Annotated in this window: 14 protein-coding genes; 7 read left to right on the forward strand and 7 right to left on the reverse strand. The window is 71.6% G+C overall.

The window, feature by feature from the left end:
* The first annotated feature begins 57 nt into the window (after nucleotides 1-57).
* The 5 genes from OG735_RS14775 (at nucleotide 58) to OG735_RS14795 (ending at nucleotide 4220) form a co-directional block, all read left to right on the forward strand.
* Nucleotides 58-1485, forward strand: a complete 1428-nt coding sequence (locus OG735_RS14775; protein WP_327323639.1) for a sensor histidine kinase — start codon at nucleotides 58-60, stop codon at nucleotides 1483-1485.
* Nucleotides 1482-1898: a roadblock/LC7 domain-containing protein gene (locus OG735_RS14780; RefSeq protein ID WP_327323640.1), complete on the forward strand. Its 417-nt coding sequence runs from the start codon at nucleotides 1482-1484 to the stop codon at nucleotides 1896-1898. The genes OG735_RS14775 and OG735_RS14780 overlap by 4 nt, the downstream gene beginning before the upstream one ends.
* Nucleotides 1895-2254 carry a DUF742 domain-containing protein gene (locus OG735_RS14785; RefSeq protein WP_327323641.1) on the forward strand — a complete coding sequence of 120 codons (360 nt, stop codon included), beginning with the start codon at nucleotides 1895-1897 and terminating at the stop codon, nucleotides 2252-2254. The genes OG735_RS14780 and OG735_RS14785 overlap by 4 nt, the downstream gene beginning before the upstream one ends.
* Nucleotides 2235-2855 carry a GTP-binding protein gene (locus OG735_RS14790; RefSeq protein WP_327323642.1) on the forward strand — a complete coding sequence of 207 codons (621 nt, stop codon included), beginning with the start codon at nucleotides 2235-2237 and terminating at the stop codon, nucleotides 2853-2855. Before OG735_RS14785 ends, OG735_RS14790 begins: the two co-directional genes overlap by 20 nt.
* Nucleotides 2856-3122: 267 nt before the next feature.
* Nucleotides 3123-4220: a selina-4(15),7(11)-diene synthase gene (locus tag OG735_RS14795; protein ID WP_327323643.1), complete on the forward strand. Its 1098-nt coding sequence runs from the start codon at nucleotides 3123-3125 to the stop codon at nucleotides 4218-4220.
* Nucleotides 4221-4257: 37 nt separating this feature from the next.
* Here OG735_RS14795 and OG735_RS14800 read toward each other — a convergent pair whose 3' ends face one another.
* From OG735_RS14800 to OG735_RS14825, 6 genes are all read right to left on the reverse strand, one after another.
* Nucleotides 4258-5172, reverse strand: a complete 915-nt coding sequence (locus tag OG735_RS14800) for a LysR family transcriptional regulator (protein ID WP_327323644.1) — start codon at nucleotides 5170-5172, stop codon at nucleotides 4258-4260.
* 101 nt (nucleotides 5173-5273) lie between these two features.
* Nucleotides 5274-7019, reverse strand: a complete 1746-nt coding sequence (locus OG735_RS14805) for a tetratricopeptide repeat protein (RefSeq protein WP_327323645.1) — start codon at nucleotides 7017-7019, stop codon at nucleotides 5274-5276.
* Between the two features lie 67 nt (nucleotides 7020-7086).
* Nucleotides 7087-8037, reverse strand: coding sequence for a DMT family transporter (locus OG735_RS14810; protein ID WP_327323646.1), 951 nt, complete (start codon nucleotides 8035-8037; stop codon nucleotides 7087-7089).
* A 318-nt stretch (nucleotides 8038-8355) separates the two neighbouring features.
* Nucleotides 8356-8586, reverse strand: coding sequence for a hypothetical protein (locus OG735_RS14815; protein ID WP_327323647.1), 231 nt, complete (start codon nucleotides 8584-8586; stop codon nucleotides 8356-8358).
* A gap of 20 nt (nucleotides 8587-8606) precedes the next feature.
* On the reverse strand, nucleotides 8607-10976 hold the full coding sequence (gene malQ / locus OG735_RS14820) for a 4-alpha-glucanotransferase (protein WP_327323648.1): 2370 nt from the start codon (nucleotides 10974-10976) through the stop codon (nucleotides 8607-8609).
* The gene (locus tag OG735_RS14825) at nucleotides 10977-11171 is read right to left on the reverse strand and encodes a hypothetical protein (RefSeq protein ID WP_327323649.1); all 195 of its coding nucleotides are present in this window, start codon (nucleotides 11169-11171) and stop codon (nucleotides 10977-10979) included.
* Nucleotides 11172-11424: 253 nt separating this feature from the next.
* Between OG735_RS14825 and OG735_RS14830 the strand changes: the two genes are divergently transcribed.
* Entirely contained in the window at nucleotides 11425-14373 is a 2949-nt protein-coding gene (locus OG735_RS14830) for a beta-N-acetylglucosaminidase domain-containing protein (RefSeq protein ID WP_327323650.1), read from the forward strand.
* 206 nt (nucleotides 14374-14579) lie between these two features.
* Here the strand turns inward: OG735_RS14830 and OG735_RS14835 are convergent, their stop codons facing one another.
* On the reverse strand, nucleotides 14580-15116 hold the full coding sequence (locus OG735_RS14835) for an HNH endonuclease (protein WP_142217192.1): 537 nt from the start codon (nucleotides 15114-15116) through the stop codon (nucleotides 14580-14582).
* A gap of 241 nt (nucleotides 15117-15357) precedes the next feature.
* Here OG735_RS14835 and OG735_RS14840 point away from each other — a divergent pair, with 241 nt between their 5' ends.
* Entirely contained in the window at nucleotides 15358-16422 is a 1065-nt protein-coding gene (locus OG735_RS14840) for a mechanosensitive ion channel family protein (protein ID WP_327323651.1), read from the forward strand.
* Nucleotides 16423-16448 lie beyond the last annotated feature (26 nt).

Genomic DNA, 16448 nt, shown 5'->3' on the forward strand with positions numbered 1-16448 from the left:
CGATATGCTCCGTGCCCGTCGTCATATGATCTTTCTCGTTCGATTCTGAGGATGCTGATGGTTCGACAGGGAACGTCGACCGGAAATCCGCGGCCCCTGGCCAGCTTCGGGTGGCTGCTGCCCGTCGCCGTGACCGTTGCGGCCGCGGCCGCGGCCGTCTTCCTGGTCTCCGCGTCGGCTCGCACCGCGGTGCTCTGGATCGGTGTCGCGGCGGTCGTCGCGGTCGCCGTCACCTGCGCCGAGGCCGCACGCCGCGGCAGGGTGATCGAGGGGCTCCACGGCAGACTCGCGGAGCGGGAGGCTGCGCTCTCGCGGCAGCAGGCCGAGACCGCACGCCTCGCCGGCGAGCTGCTGCCCCAGGTGGTGGAGCAGCTGCGCAAGGGCGAGTTCCCCGAGGACGTACTGGACGCGCTCGACGCACCGGCAGAGCACCGGGCGGTGCTGCGCTCGGTGCTCGACGCCGTCGTCGCCGAGGAGGACCTGCGTGAGTCCGCGCAGCGCGCCTTCGTGAACATCGCCCGTCGAGTTCAGGCCATCGTGCACCAACAGGCCCAGGAACTCCGTGAGATGGAGGACCGGCACGGCAAGGCTCCGGACGTCTTCGGCGATCTGCTCCGCATCGACCACGGCACCGCGCTGATCGGCCGGCTCGCCGACTCCATCGCCGTACTCGGCGGCGCGCGGCCCGGCCGCCAGTGGAGCAAGGCCGTACCGCTCTACAGCGTGATGCGCGGCGCCATGTCGCGGATCATCGACTACCAGCGGGTGGAGCTGCACTCGGTCTCCGAGGTCGCCGTCGTCGGCACCGCCGTCGAGCCGCTGATCCACGCGCTCGCCGAGCTGCTCGACAACGCCACCCGCTACTCGCCGCCGCAGACCAGGGTCCATCTCACCGCCGTCGATGTGCAGTCGGGCATCGCCATCGAGATCGAGGACGGCGGCGTGAGCATGAGCGAGGAGGCCCGCAAGCGGGCCGAGCGCATGCTCCGCCAGGCCCAGCAGGGCATCGACGTCAACGACCTGGGCGAGACCCCCCGCCTCGGCCTCGCCGTGGTCGGCCGACTGGCGCAGGTGTACGGCTTCCAGGTCTCGCTGCGCTCCTCGGCGTACGGCGGTGTGCGCGCCGTCCTCGTCGTCCCGCAGGAACTGATCACCACGGCCGCTTCGGCGACCGGCCTTGCGCACGGCATCGGCACCGCCTCCGGCCCCCGCCCGGCCGACCGGGCCCTCGAGGAGCGGCTGCCCAGGCCAGTCACCGGACCCATGACAGCAGACGACGAGGTCCCGATCGTGACCGAACGGACCATGACAGGTCTGCCGCAGCGGCGCCGCAAGGCCCGCGTCACCGCACCGGCCGCCGACACCGCCACCGCGCCCGAGCCGGAGCAGTCACCCCCGGTACAGCCGGGCATGTGGCTGTCCGCCTTCCAGAGCGGGCTGTCCGGTGAGCCCACCCAGACGAGCAAGGGGAACACGCAGCCATGATTCAGCAGCAGTCCAACCAGACCAACATGGACTGGATGCTCAAGGACCTGGCCGAGGGTGTTCCCCAGACCAGGAACGTGGTCGTGCTGTCCGCGGACGGACTGCGCATGGCCCAGTTCGGCGCGGACACCGACACCGCCGACCGGCTCGCTGCCGCGTGCGCCGGACTGCAGAGCCTGGCGGGTGCCGTCGCGAGCGAACTCCCGCACAGCAACGGGCAGATGCATCTCGTCGTCATCGAGATGAACGGCGGTTTCTTCTACCTGATGGCGGCCGGCTCGGGTGCCTATCTCGCTGTGCTGGCCGACGAGGGTGTCGACGCCGGGCTGATGGGCCACCGGATGCGCGATCTGGTGCTGCGGATCGGAGAGCATCTCAGCACGCCGCCGCGGCACGAGGGACAGACCGCGTGAGCAACCCGGGCGGGGACTGGGAAGAGAGCAGTCCCGAGCGGCTCTACGTCATCACCGGCGGCCGCAGCGGCTCCTCCGCGCCCACCACTCTCGACCTGGTCACGCTGATCGTCGCCAGGTCGGGCCCCCGGCCCGGTGTCCAGCCCGAGCACGCGGCGATCATCCGGCTCTGCCAGGCCCCGCTTTCGGTGGCCGAGCTCTCCGCGTATCTGAGCCTTCCGGTGAGTGTTGTCACCGTACTGCTCAGCGATCTGCTGGCCGACAACCAGGTGATTGCCCGCGCACCGGTCCAGGCCGCCCAACTCCCCGACCGTGCTTTGATTGAGGCAGTGATCCATGGACTTCAGAAGCTCTGAGCAGGCCGTGGGGCCGCGGAGCGAGGACGTGCTGCCCGAGACGGCCACCGCCGCCGTCAAGGTGGTCATCGTGGGCGGCTTCGGCGTCGGCAAGACGACCCTGGTCGGCTCGGTGAGCGAGATCAGACCGCTGACGACCGAGGAGACCATGACCCAGGCCGGGGTCGGGGTCGACGACATCCAGGGCGTGGAGCGCAAGACCTCGACGACCGTCGCCATGGACTTCGGCCGCATCAGCATCAACGAGGAGCTGGTGCTGTATCTCTTCGGCACCCCGGGCCAGGAGCGCTTCTGGTTCCTGTGGCGCGGCCTGTTCGAGGGCGCGCTGGGCGCGGTGGTGCTGGTCGACACCCGACGGCTCGAGGTCAGCTTCGACGTCATCGGGCGGCTGGAGGAGCGCGGTGTGCCCTTCGTGGTCGCCATCAACTCCTTCCCCGATGCGCCGGGTTACTCCCTCGACGATGTTCGCGGCGCCCTCGATCTGCCGGCGGAGGTACCGGTCATCGGCTGTGACGCGCGCGAGCGCGCCTCCAGCCGCGACGTGCTGGTGACGCTGATGCGCTATCTGCAGTCCCTCGCCGCTCAGCCGGAGGCGTCGTAACCACGCCGGAGGCCGGACTCGCACCGCCTCCGGGCTGAGCTGCCACGGCAGGGGCCCTGGGGTGCCCTGTCCGCAGCTCCTGGTGGAGGTCGCTGTTCCGTTCCGGCCGACAATGTCGACGCACTGCCTGATAGCTGGGGGATTGTCCTGTTGGAATCAGCCATCACTGCTCAGTACGATGCGTGATAGTTGATCACCAAGGGGTGCCCGTGGCGCGTGTTACGACAGTGACAACGCGTCGCACCCGGCATGGAGAGGTAGGCAGACATGGAGCCTGAGCCGCCAGTTCCGCCGATCTTCTCTCCCATCCCACCGGCGATCCATCCGCGCCATGCGGATATAGACGTACAGACAGCGGCCTGGGCGGAAACGTTTCGCATCGGGTCCGACGAGCTGCGCGCCAAACTCGTCAGACAGGACATCGGCACCTTCTCCGCCCGGATCCTGCCGGAGGGCCGCGAGGAAGTCGTCTCCCTCCTCGCGGACTTCGTTCTCTGGCTCTTCGGCGTGGACGACGAGCACTGCGAGGAGGGCGAACTCGGCCGACGGCCGGACGATCTGGCAGGACTGCTGCACCGGCTGCTGCGTATCGCGCAGAACCCGGAAGCCTCCATGCTGCTGGACGACCCGCTGGCCGCCGGGCTGCGGGACCTGCGGCTCAGGAGCAGCCGGTACGGCACAGCGGGGCAGACGGCCCGCTGGGCGGACGCACTCCGGGAGTACTTCTTCTCTGTGGTGTGGGAGGCGTCCCACCGCCGCGCCGGCACAGTGCCCGATCTGAACGACTACACCCTGATGCGGCTGCACGGCGGCGCGACGTCGGTGGTGCTGCCCCTGCTGGAGATGGGGCACGGCTACGAGCTCCAGCCGCACGAGCGGGACCGTACAACGGTGCGCGCCGCGGCCGAAATGGCGTCGTTCATCATCACCTGGGACAACGACATCTTCTCGTACCACAGGGAGCGGAGCGGGCCGGGCTACTTCCTCAACGTCCTGCGGGTGCTGGAGCAGGAGAACGGGCTCAGCACCCACCAGGCCCTGACCACGGCGATCGCCCAGCGGGACCGGGTGATGTGCCTCTTCATGCGCCTGAGCGACTATGTCTCGGAGCAGGGCAGCCCGCAGCTGCGCCAGTATCTGCAGAGCCTCGCGTCCTTCATACGCGGCGCGCAGGACTGGGGCATCAGCTCCGTGCCGTTCACCACGCCGGACGACCCGGCCGGCATCCCCACGGTGTTCCGCGACACCCCCACCGACGACAGCCCCGAGCCGCTGGACATCCCGGCGATCGCATGGTGGTGGGACCTCCTGCCGTGCGGCACCACTTCGCCCGGCCGGTACCGGCCGGTCCAGCGAACCTCCTAGCTCCCGGGAGGGCGGGGCCACCGCGAAACCGTCCCGCTCACCCCACCCGCGCCGCCGCGACCTCCCGCAGCGCACCCAGCACCCGCCCCACGCCCGGCGCCTCCTCCGCCCCCCGCCGTACCGCCGCCACCACATGCCTGCGCGGCTGGTCCGCGCTCAGGACCCGCATCGCCACGCCCGTGCGCCCGCCCCGTTCCACCGCCGCCATCCGCGGAACCAGCGCGACGCCCATCTCCGCCTCCACCATCGCGAGGATCGCGGTCCAGCCGGCCGCCGAGTGCGCCTGTTCCGGTACGAAACCCGCCGCCTCGCACGCCGCAAGGGTGATCTCCGACCACGGCCCGCTGCCCCCGAAGATCCACCGCTCGCCCGACAGATCGGCCAGCCGCAGCCCCGCCTCCGCCGCCAGCGGATGCCGGGCCGGCAGGGCGACGTCCAGCGGGTCGGCCAGCAGCGGTACGCGGCTGAACCTCGGGTCCCGGGCCGTCGGCGCGTGCGCCGCCAGCGACAGCGCCAGATCCACGTCTCCGTTGGACAGCAGCTCGTACGCCTCCGCCGCCTCCGCCTCCCTGACCCGTACCTCCAGCGCGGGGTGCGCCGCACGCAGCTGCCGCACCGCCGGAACCACCAGCGCGGGCACGGCCGTCGAGAACGCGCCCACCCGCACCTCCCCCACCTCGCCCCGCAGATATCCGGTCAACTCCGCGTCCGCCCGCTCCAGTTGAGCGAAGACAGCCGCCGCGTGACGAAGCACCAGATGCGCCGCGTCGGTGAGCCTGACCCGCCGCCCATGCGCCTCGAGCAGCTGTACGCCGAGCTGCTTGGCCAGGTTGGACAGCTGCTGGGACACGGCCGACGGGGTCATCAGCAGCGCTTCGGCCGTGGCCGTCACGGTCCCCCGCTCGCTCAGCGTGCGGAGGATCTGCAGCTTCTTGATGTCCCACTCGGTCATGCCCGCAACCTATCCGGCAGCATCCGAAGCCATCCGGCGCTGTCCTTGTCCGGCGCTGTCCTGATCCGGCACCGGCCGGCACCGGCCGGCACCATCCGGTGCTATCCGGCCGACAGCGCCGCCTCCGCAGCGGCCAGCTCCTTCTCCGGGTCCGCCATCCGGGCGAGGACATCCAGATCGTCCCGGCTGTAGCGGCTGCGCACATCCTCCCGCCAGCTCTCCGCCGCGCAGCGCAGCGGCTCGATCGCGTCCGCGTGGCGGCCGAGCCGGTGCAGGACGAGCCCGTAGTAGCCGGCCGCCTCGGTGCGGTACGCGTACTCCTGCCCTTCCTCCCAGGCCTTGCGCAGATACGGTTCGGCCTCCGCGTACGCGCCACGCTGCGCCTTGAGTTTGCCCGCGAGCATCGCGTTCAGCGGCGCGCCGCCCTCGGCCGCGCGGACGTACCAGCGCTCGGACTCCTGGTAGTCCTTGTGGTGCTCGGAGAGCCAGCCCATCTGGTTGCAGGCGTCGTGGTGACCGGTCTCGGCGGCCTGCCGGTACCAGTGGTCGCGGAGCACGGGCCTGCGCAGTTCGCTGCAGAGCTCCGCCAGGTCGTACGCCGCCTCCGGGTCACCGGCCCGCGCCGCGGGTTCGATCCACCGGACCATATGACGCGCGGCCGCGCCGCCCCCCTCGCCGAGGATCTTCCCGTACGCGTACGAGGCCTGGACGTCACCCGCCTCAGCGCGCTCGCGCAGCCCCGGCAGCCGGCGCAGGTCCTTGCCGGGCGCCACGCCGTCCGCCCGCAGCCGGGCGATCCGCGCCAACTGGTCGGCGACGTCCTCGTCGTCGTCACCGATCTCGCGGAACCAGCGCTCCGCCTCATCGAAGCGCCGCTGCCGCTTGCAGAGGATGCCCAGGTTCCACTGCGCGGACTGGTGCCCATCGGCGGCCGATACGGCGTACCAGCGTTCGGCGTCGGCGAGTTCACCGCGCTGTTCATGCAGTACGCCGAGGACGTACGCGGCACCTTCGTACCCCGACTCATATGCCTGGACGAGGAGTTGACGGGCCTCGGTCCAGCGATCGCCCGAGCCTGCCGCCTCCGTCTCCCCCGCCGCCTCCGTCTCCTCCAGGAAGATGGCGTGGTCGACGCGGGCGGAGGCACTGAGGGCCGCGGCCCTGCGGTAGTACGTCTCGGCCTCGACGGCCAGCCCGGGATAGTCCCGGAAGTGGTCGCCCATCTCGAAGAGCGGGCGGAGTGCCTCACGCGCGGGCCCACCGCCGCCATCCGCTCCGCCCGCCGCCACCGCTGCTTCCGCCGCTTCCGCTTCCGCGGCCGCGAGACCCGCGGCGACCTGGTCGAAGTCCCCCCGTATGGACTCGAAGAGCTGCACCCAGCGGAAGACGGCGATATCGCCGATGTCCACGTTGTCCATCAGGAACTTGGGAGCCTCGTCCAGCCTGCCCTCGGCCGCGAGGTGCTTGCCGAGCTCGATCTTGCAGTCGAGGTGGCCCAGTTCCCAGCCGCGCCGGAACCACTCGGCGGCCTCCGGGTTCCCGTCCTCCTGAAGCAGGACGCCGAGTCCGTACGCGCATCCGGCGTGCCGCTCGGCGGCGGAGCGGTAGAGCCGGTCGGCCTCCGCGCGATTGCCGCGGATCTTCCGGTACCGGGCGAGGGTGTAGGCGGAGAACGCGTCCCCCGCGGCCACCGCCCGCTCCCAGTACGGAATGCCTTCGTCGACGTGTCTGCGGAGGACGAAGAAGTCGGTGTGCCTGCGGGCTGTCTGCGCGTCTCCCGCAAGCGCGGCGGCGACGAGCCCCTCACCGTGGTGCCGGATGTCCTGGGTCGGATCCTGTTGTGCCATGCGCATGATCGTTCCAGGCACCGCCAACGCCCCGCCAACAGGCCTCCGTTCGGCTTCCGCTGTGCGGCTACCGCTTCCTGGCCCTGCCCGCCGCACCGCCCGACGCCCCCAGCATGACTCCGCCGAGGATCAGCACCATGCACAGGATCTGCGTCGGGCCGGTCGCCTCACCCAGGAGGACGAAGGAGAGCACGGCCACACAGACGGGCTGCAGGTAGTAGACGACTCCGGCCCGTGCCGCGCCGAGCAGCGCGATCGCCTTGTTCCAGGAGAGGAAGGCGACCGCGGAGGAGAAGACGCCGACGTACACCAACGGTCCGACCGTCCCGGCCGTTGGCTCGAAGCCGCCTTGGAGGGCCAGGCAGGCGCCGAACGCGGGAGCCAGCATCAGGGCGCCGATCACGAACGTGGTGAAGAGGAAGGCGAGTCCGCCGATTTCGGCGGGACGGCGGCGCAGCAGTGCGCTGTACGAGGCGAAGCTGAGCGCCGCGGCGAACATCCACAGGTCACCGGCAGCGAAGTCCAACGACAGGGATCCCTTGCCGACCAGCAGCAGAACTCCCGTGCAGGCGACCGCCATTCCGACCGCACGGCGCACTCCCAGCCGCTTTCCGCCGAGGCGTTCGTACACCGCCATCAGGACGGGCGAGGCGGCCATGATCATGCCCATGTTGCCGGCCGGAGTGGAGAGACCGGCCTGGTTGACGAGGGTGTTGTAGACGGTGACGCCGAGCAGCGAGGCGAGGGTGAGGTATCCCGAGTGGCGTCGTATCAGCGCTCGTTGCCGCCAGGTCTCGCGTGCGGCGAACGGCGCGACGGCGACGATCGCGACGATCCAGCGCCAGAAGGCGGCCTGCACGGGCGGTACGGAGTCATGAAGGGCACGAGAGGCGACGAAACTCCCCGACCAGACGACCGTCGCGACGGCGGCGAGCAGGAGCCCGAGGCCGGAGGCCCGGCGCACCTTCTCCGCCGGGGTTGTCGCCTCACTGCTGCGGACGCGGTCCAGGACTGCCATCGGTATACGCCTTGCCTCTCTCCCCCGCCGGGGGATCTCTCGGTTGCACGAGCTACCGTCGCATCGGCGGAATGCTTAGGTCCATCGAATACTTTCGACGATTATTTGAAGGAAAACTGAAAGGTTTGGGCGTGCGTGCCCGTGGACCGGTACCGGCCGGGATCGTGCGCCATGAGGGATCGCGAGCGCCGTGGGGGCCCGCGCGCCGTGGGGGCCCGCGCGCCGTGGGGGCCCGCGACATGCCAAGGGCGCCCTCGGGTGCGTACACACCCCAGGGCGCCCTGGAAGAACCGTTCGGGTCGGGCTACTGGGAGCCGGTCAGCTCGGCTTCTTGGACTTGTCGAGGACCATCACCAGGCCCGCGATCACCGCGAAGAGGGCGAGCGGCGTCACGACAAAGAGGCCGACCGTCTGGATCACGCTCAGGCCCGGGCCCGGGTCGTCGCCGTCGTCCGGGGTCAGCGCGAGCGCCGGCGACGACAGGAGCAGCATCATCAGCGTCGTACCGGCCGCGACGGCGCCGGCGCGCAAAGCGTTCTTCTTGTCCACGGTGCCAACGTAGCGAACGGCTATCCCGGGCGCGCGTCCGGGGGTGCCGTACGGGCACCGGGCCCGCGCCCGGGCCCCGCACCGGCCCCGGAGCCACCCCCGGGGCAGTCCCCGGGGCGGAAGACGTCCACGAAGACGCCCATCAGCGCGTGCAGCCGGGGCGAGGCGGCCAGCTCCTCCAGCGTGAGGGGATGGCCTTCGGCGTCCGCGACGGGCAGCCGCCAGTTCGGATACTGGTCCCAGGTGCCCGGCAGATTCTGCGGGCGCCGGTCACCCACCGCGTCCGGCAGCCAAACGCCGACCATCCGGGCGGGCGTACGCAGCAGAAAGCGGTAGACCGCGCGGATCAGGCCCTCCTCGTCGCCGCTGCCCTCGGGCAGCAGGCCGAGGCCGCCCAGCAGGCCGAGCCACTCGGCGACATCCCCGGCATGCTCCGTGCGCTCCTGCTCCAGGGAACGGGTCAGCAGGCCGAGGCGGTGGCGCAGCGCCACATGCTCGCCGGTCAGCCGGGCCGCCGTGGACGGCAGATCGTGAGTGGTCGCGGTGGCCACACATCCGACGCGCCACTCCTCGGGCGGCAGCGGCCGGCCGGTGCCGGCCCAGTCACGCTCGAACCAGAGCACGGAGGTGCCCAGCACGCCGCGGCGCGTCAGCTCCTCGCGCACACCCGGCTCTACCGTGCCGAGGTCCTCCCCTATCACGACGGTGCCCGCCCGGTGGGCCTCCAGGACGAGGACCGCGAGCATCGCCTCGGCGTCGTAGCGGACGTATGTGCCGTCGGTGGGCGGGCTGCCCTCCGGGACCCACCAGAGGCGGAACAGGCCCATCACATGGTCGATACGCAGCGCGCCCGCATTGCGGAGGAGTCCGCGCAGCAGCCCTCGGTACGGGGCGTAGCCGGAGGCGGCCAGCACGTCCGGGCGCCACGGGGGCAGGCCCCAGTCCTGGCCACGGGCATTGAAGGCGTCCGGCGGGGCGCCGACCGACATCCCGGCGGCAAAGGCATCCCGCTGCGCCCAGGCGTCCGCGCCACCCGGGTGCACGCCGACTGCCAGGTCGTGGACGATGCCGACGTCCATGCCCGCCTCGCGGGCCGCCTGCCCGGCGGCGGCCAGCTGCCGGTCGGTCAGCCAGGCGAGCCTGCTGTGGAAGTCGACCCGGTCCATCAACTCGTCCCCGGCGCGGGCGGTCTCGGGCGAGCGCGGGTCCTGCAGTTCCACCGGCCAGGTGTGCCATTCGGGGCCGTGCACCTCGGCGAGGGCGCACCAGGTGGCGTGGTCCTCCAGGGCCTGGCCCTGCTCGGCGAGGAAGTCGCAGTATGCGGCGCGACGTCCGGGCCCGAGCGGGATGCGGTGCACGATTTCCAAGGCCTCGCGCTTCAGCTCCCAGACCGCGTCCCGGTCGATCAGCGCGCCCTTCCGCAGAACGGATTCCCGCAGCCCGGCGCCCTTGTCACGGAGCTCCTCCAGCCGCTGCCCGTCCCGGGCGCCCGCATACGCGTATTCGGGGATGTCCTCGATGCGCAGATGGACGGGGTCGGGGAAGCGACGCGAGGACGGCCGGTACGGGGAGGGGTCGGTGGGGGGGCCAGGTACGGCCGCGTGCAGCGGGTTCACCTGTACGAAGGAAGCCCCGAGCGACCGTCCGGACCAGGTCGCCAGCTCGGCCAGATCGCCGAGGTCGCCCATGCCCCAGGAGCGGGTGGAGAGCAGGGAGTAGAGCTGTACGAGAAGGCCGTGCGAGCGGCCGTCGGGCTGCGGCACCCGGGCGGGCGCGACGACAAGGCTGGACCGGGCGACCCGACCGTCCGGAGCCTCGGCCGACAACTGATGAACGCCATACGGAAGTTGCTGCCAGGGCTGGGGGTCCTCGGGGGCAGCCCCGGCCCCGCCGGAGACGGCCGGCGCCGCGGGGGCGGCGGCGGGTTCGCCGCGCGTCGCGTCGGGCGCGGGGACCTCTTCCGCCTCGCCGCGTAAGGCGGCCTCTTGCTCGTCGCCGCGTAAGGCGGCCTCTTCCCCCTCGCCGCGCAACGAGGCCTGATCCGCATCGCCGTTCGTCGCGGCAGCCGCAGGCCCGCGGATCAGCCACTCCACCTCCGCGCCCTGTTCCGTCTCGACCCGCAGGGTCGTGCCCGCGGGCAGCTCCGTCAGTGCTGCCGGAACCTCGCCGCTCGCGCTCCAGAGCACGACCGTCGGCGGCAGCAGCCGGCCCGCGGCGGCGGACTCGGCGCGGCTCAGGGCATCACGAACCCCCGACGCGGTGGACGCGTCGACGCCGAGTGCGGCGAGGACCGCGACGACCGTCGCGTCGGGGACCGGGACGGTGACGCCCTCGGAGGGCGCGTAGGAAGTGGCGACTCCGTGCAGTGCGGCGAGCCGGGCAAGGCCCATTCAGACTCCTGGGGACTCCACGCCGCCGGCCGTGCCGTGGGCCGTCGGCTCGCTGGTGAGAGGTGCACAGTCGGTGAGCGGCGGTTCACTGGTCAGTGGGGCGGCGTCGGCGAGCGGGGGTTCGCTGGTCAGCGGGCCGGGACCCGGGACCTGTTTGGACAGGGCGGACAGCAGAAGGTGTGCGGATGCGGCCACGGTGGTCACTCCAAGCGGACGGTAGTGGGACATCAGCAGCCCTACCCAGCGGGCACGGCCGCAGACGTACACGATCAGTCAACGTGTTCCGTGTCACATTCCGTTCCCTGTGTGGGAGTTGAATCAAATCAACCAAACCGCCCATCACATAAGTCAAAAGGTGCACAACGGCCACTCGCATTGACACCCTCACTGTGGTGGTGGTGGGCTCGAAGCCGACCGGAGCGACTGGGGAGACTGAGGGGAGACGGGCGTGCGGCTCGCGCGCGGGAGGCGTACTGCGACAGCCGTCGCGGTCGCTGTCATCGGCAGCCTGCTCGGCGGCGCGCACGGCGCGGTCGCCGCCCCGGACGACCCCGGCTCCCCCGCCACCACCGCGCAGGACCCCGAAGGTGAGGCCGCGCTGCCCCCCGTCTGGCCGCGACCGCAGACGATGCGGGCGGCGGGATCGGCCGTCGCGCTGGGTGAGGAAGTGACTGTCGTCGCGGACCGCGGCGCCGATCCGTACGCCGTCGAGCGGCTGACGGAGCTGCTGCACGCGTCCGGCGTACGCACCGTGCACACCGCACTGCCCGGCCACGGCCCCGTCCTGCGCATCGGCGGCACCGGCGCGTGGGACGCGCTGCGCGCCCTGCGCGCACCCGAACGCACCGATCTCCCCTCCGGCGGCTACCGGCTCGCGGTCGGCCAGGTCCAGGGCCGGGACACCGTCGCGCTCGACGGCGTCGGTGAGGACGGCCTCTACCACGGCGTCCAGACGCTGCGGCAGCTGATCGTCCGACAGACCGTCGCGGGAGCCGACCGGCGGACCGTCGCCGGGGTACTCGTACGCGACTGGCCGGGCACGGCCGTACGGGGCATGACGGAAGGTTTCTACGGACAGCCGTGGAGCCATCAACAGCGGCTGGCACAGCTGGACTTCATGGGTCGCACCAAGCAGAACCGCTATCTGTACGCGCCCGGTGACGACCCCTTCCGGCAGGCCCGCTGGCGCGAGCCGTATCCCGCGGCCCAGCGAGCGGAGTTCCGCGAGCTCGCCGAGCGCGCGCGCCGCAACCACGTCACACTCGCCTGGGCCGTCGCGCCCGCGCAGGCCATGTGTCTGGCCAAGGACGGCGACGTCAAGGCGCTGACGCGCAAGATCGACGCGATGTGGGCGCTGGGTGTACGCGCCTTCCAGCTGCAGTTCCAGGACGTCAGCTACAGCGAGTGGCACTGCGACGAGGACGCGGACGCCTTCGGCTCGGGCCCCGAGGCGGCGGCCAGGGCGCAGGCGCGCGTGGCGGGCGCGGTGGCGCAGCATCTGGCCGACCGACATCCGGAAGCCGCGCCGCTCTCGCTGATGCCGACGGAGTTCTACCAGGACGGTGCCACCGACTTCCGGCGGGCGCTCGCGAGCGAGCTGGACGGCAGGGTCCAGGTGGCCTGGACGGGTGTCGGGGTGGTGCCGCGCACCATCACGGGCCGCGAACTGGCGGGTGCCCGGGAGACGTTCAAGCATCCGCTGGTCACCATGGACAACTACCCGGTCAACGACTACGCGCAGGACCGGATATTCCTCGGCCCTTACACGGGCCGCGAGCCTGCCGTGGCGACCGGCTCCGTCGCGCTGCTCGCCAACGCCATGGAGCAGGCCTACGCGTCCCGCATACCGCTGTTCACCGCCGCCGACTACGCCTGGAACCCGAAGGGCTACCGCCCCGACGAGTCCTGGCAGGCCGCGATCGACGATCTCGCGGGCGGCGATACGAAGACCCGCGAGGCCATGCGCGCGCTGGCCGGCAATCACGCCTCTTCGATACTCAGCCCCACCGAGTCCGGTTATCTGCAGCCGCTGCTGAAGGAGTTCTGGCGGTCGCGCACGACGACGGACGCGGCGGCCAGGGACCGGGCGGCGGCCTCGCTGCGCGCCGCGTTCACCGTGATGCGCGAGGCCCCGCAGCGGCTGACACGGCCCGCCGACGGCCGTCTCGACGATGAAGTGCGGCCGTGGCTGGAGCAGTTGGCGCGGTACGGCCGGGCCGGCGAGCTCTCGGTGGACATGCTGCAGGCACAGGTGCGCGGCGACGGCGCGGCGGCCTGGCGGGACTCGCTGGCCCTGGAGCCGCTGCGCACGGCCATCGGGGCGAGCCGGGCGACGGTCGGCAAGGGCGTGCTGAAACCGTTCCTGGACCGGGCCGCGAAGGAGTCGGCGATCTGGACGGGTGCGGACCGCTTCCCGGACACGGCAGGCGAGGACACGGTCCGGCTGGACCGGCCCAGGCCCGTCGCCTCGGTGAACACGATGACCGAGCCGTCCGCGGGTGCCACGGGCTCCGGCGGCCGGGTGGAGGCGCATGTCCCGGGCCAGGGCTGGCGCACGCTCGGCCCTCTCTCCGCCGGCGGCTGGACCGAGACCGACGCGAAGGGCCTGCGGGTGGACGCGGTGAGGGTCGTGGCGGACGGGGACGATCCCGTCGCCGTACGGTCCGTGGCGCCGTGGTTCGCCGACGAGCCGCCGGCCGGCCTCGATCTCGTACGCGGCGAGGCGGACGCCGAGATCGGCGGCGGCCCGCAGCGCGCGGGCGTCCGGCTGACCGGGCGGCGCCCCGCCGAGGTGCGCGGCGAACTCACCGCGAAGGCTCCGGCCGGCATCAAGGTGAGGGTCCCGAAGCAGACGACGGTGCCGCGCGGGCAGCGTACGACCGTGCCGGTCGAGGTGACCGTCCCGGCGGGCACACCGGCCGGTGAGTACCGGGTGCCGCTGTCCTTCGCGGGCCAGGAGCGCACGCTGACGGTGCGTGCCTATCCGCGCACCGGGGGCCCCGACCTCGCACGCACGGCAGGCGCCGCCGCCTCCTCGTCGGGCGACGAGACGGCCGACTTCCCGGCGTCGGCGGCGCTCGACGGCGACCCGAAGACCCGCTGGTCCTCGCCCGCCGAGGACGGCGCCTGGTGGCAGCTGGAGCTGAAGCAGCCTGCCCGGGTCGGGCAGGTGGTGCTGCACTGGCAGGACGCGTACGCGACGAAGTACCGCATCCAGGTCTCCGCCGACGGCCGCACGTGGCGCACGGCCGCGACGGTCAAGGACGGCGGGGGCGGGCGCGAGAGCATGCGTATGGACGCCAGGGACACCCGCTTCATCCGTGTCCAGGGCGACGCGCGCGCCACCCAGTACGGGTACTCGCTCTGGTCCGTGGAGGCATACGCCGTCACAGAGTGAACGGCGCCCCCCGAGCCCTGCCCAGCCCAGAGGCCCCGGCGCCCCTCCGCCCCTCCGCCCCGGCGAGCGAGCCGAAGGGGCGCGCGGCTGTCGAAAGCGAAGAGCGCGCGGAGGCCGCGAGGCACGAGCGGTCGAGCACGGCCGACCGTCGACAGACGCTCAAGGCGCCCCGGAGGCGAGCCGAGCCCCAAAAAAAGAAGGGGACCTCAGGCAGAGATGCCGTCGATCCGGGCCATCGCGTCGTCCGCGCCGTACGGCTGCAGGTATGGCAGCCAGCGCGGGTCCCTATGCCCGGTCCCGATGATGCGCCACGCGAGGCCGCTCGGCGGAGCGGGATGCTGGTGCAGCCGCCACCCCAGCTCCCGCAGATGCCGGTCCGCCTTGACATGGTTGCAGCGGCGGCAGGCCGCCACCACGTTGTCCCAGGCGTGCTGTCCGCCACGGCTGCGCGGAATGACATGGTCGACGCTGGTTGCGACGCCACCGCAGTACATACAGCGCCCGCCGTCGCGGGCGAAGAGTGCTTTGCGGGTAAGCGGAACGGGCCCCCGGTAGGGGACCCGCACGAACCGCTTCAGCCGTACGACGCTGGGTGCGGCGATGACACGGGTCGCGCTGTGCATGAAGGCGCCGGATTCCTCGAGGCAGAGGGCCTTGTTCTCCAGTACGAGGATGAGCGCGCGGCGAAGCGGTACGACGCCGAGGGGCTCGTACGACGCATTGAGGACCAGAACGTGCGGCACGGTGGATGCCTCCTTGTACGCCGGCGGCGCGTGGCTCGCGCCGGGACGATCTGCTCTTCAGTGTCTCCTCATGCCAGGTCCGAGCGCCACCACGTGCGGGTAACGGGCTCGAAGTGTTTTGCAGCACACCCACTTCATCCCCGGGTGAGCCTCGTCTCTCCCTCGAACACCGCGCCCGAGCACACCGGATGCCCCGTTAGGGTGGTTGGTCTGCCACCCGCTATGCCTGGAGGTTCCGCTCGTGTCCTGGTCCGTCCTATTGGTCGCCGATCCGTCAACCGAGCCCGGCTCGCTCGACGAGGCCGCCAAGCAGGCAGGAGACGCCGCAGGCTGGGTGGAGCAGAACTGGTCCACCTGGTTGAACACCAGCCTGCGCATCGCGCTGATCCTGGTGGTCGCGCTGGTGCTGCGCATGCTGCTGCGCCGCGCCCTCACCAAGCTGATAGAGCGGATGAACCGCTCCGCCCAGGCGGTGGAGGGCACGGCTCTCGGGGGCCTGCTGGTCAACGCCGAGCGCCGCCGTCAGCGCTCGGAGGCCATCGGATCCGTACTCCGCTCGGTCTCGTCCTTTGTGATTCTCGGCACCGCGGGCCTGATGGTCCTCGGCGCCTTCAAGATCGACCTGGCCCCGCTGCTCGCCTCCGCCGGTGTCGCGGGCGTCGCGATCGGCTTCGGCGCCCGGAACCTCGTCACCGACTTCCTCTCCGGTGTCTTCATGATCATGGAGGACCAGTACGGCGTCGGCGACAGTGTGGACGCGGGTGTCGCCTCCGGCGAGGTGATCGAGGTCGGCCTGCGCGTCACCAAACTGCGCGGCGACAGCGGCGAGATCTGGTACGTCCGCAACGGCGAGATCAAGCGCATCGGCAACCTCAGCCAGGGCTGGGCGACGGCCTCGGTCGACGTCATGGTCCGCTCCTCGGAGAACCTGGACCAGGTCAACTCGGTGATCAGCGAGGTCGCGGACGACCTGGCGAAGTCCGAGCCGTGGAACGAGCGGCTGTGGGGCCCGGTGGAGGCGCTGGGTCTGAACGAGGTACTGCTGGACTCGATGACAGTGCGGGTCGCGGCGAAGACGATGCCGGGCAAGGCACTGGGCGTGGAGCGGGAGCTGCGCTGGCGGATCAAGCAGGCCTTCGACAAGGCGGGCATCCGCATCGTGGGCGGCCTGCCGCCGGTGCCGGAGCAGGCCGCGTCGGCAGACCCGACGGCGGGGATGGCGGCGCCCTCGGCGTACGGGTCGGCGACCTCGCCGCAGTCACTGGCAGCGACGCCGCTGGCGCCGACGGCGAACGTGGCCAAGTAGGACTACGCACAGGAACGGGCCCCTGC

It is taken from the genome of Streptomyces sp. NBC_01210 (genome assembly GCF_036010325.1).
GTDB lineage: Bacteria > Actinomycetota > Actinomycetes > Streptomycetales > Streptomycetaceae > Streptomyces.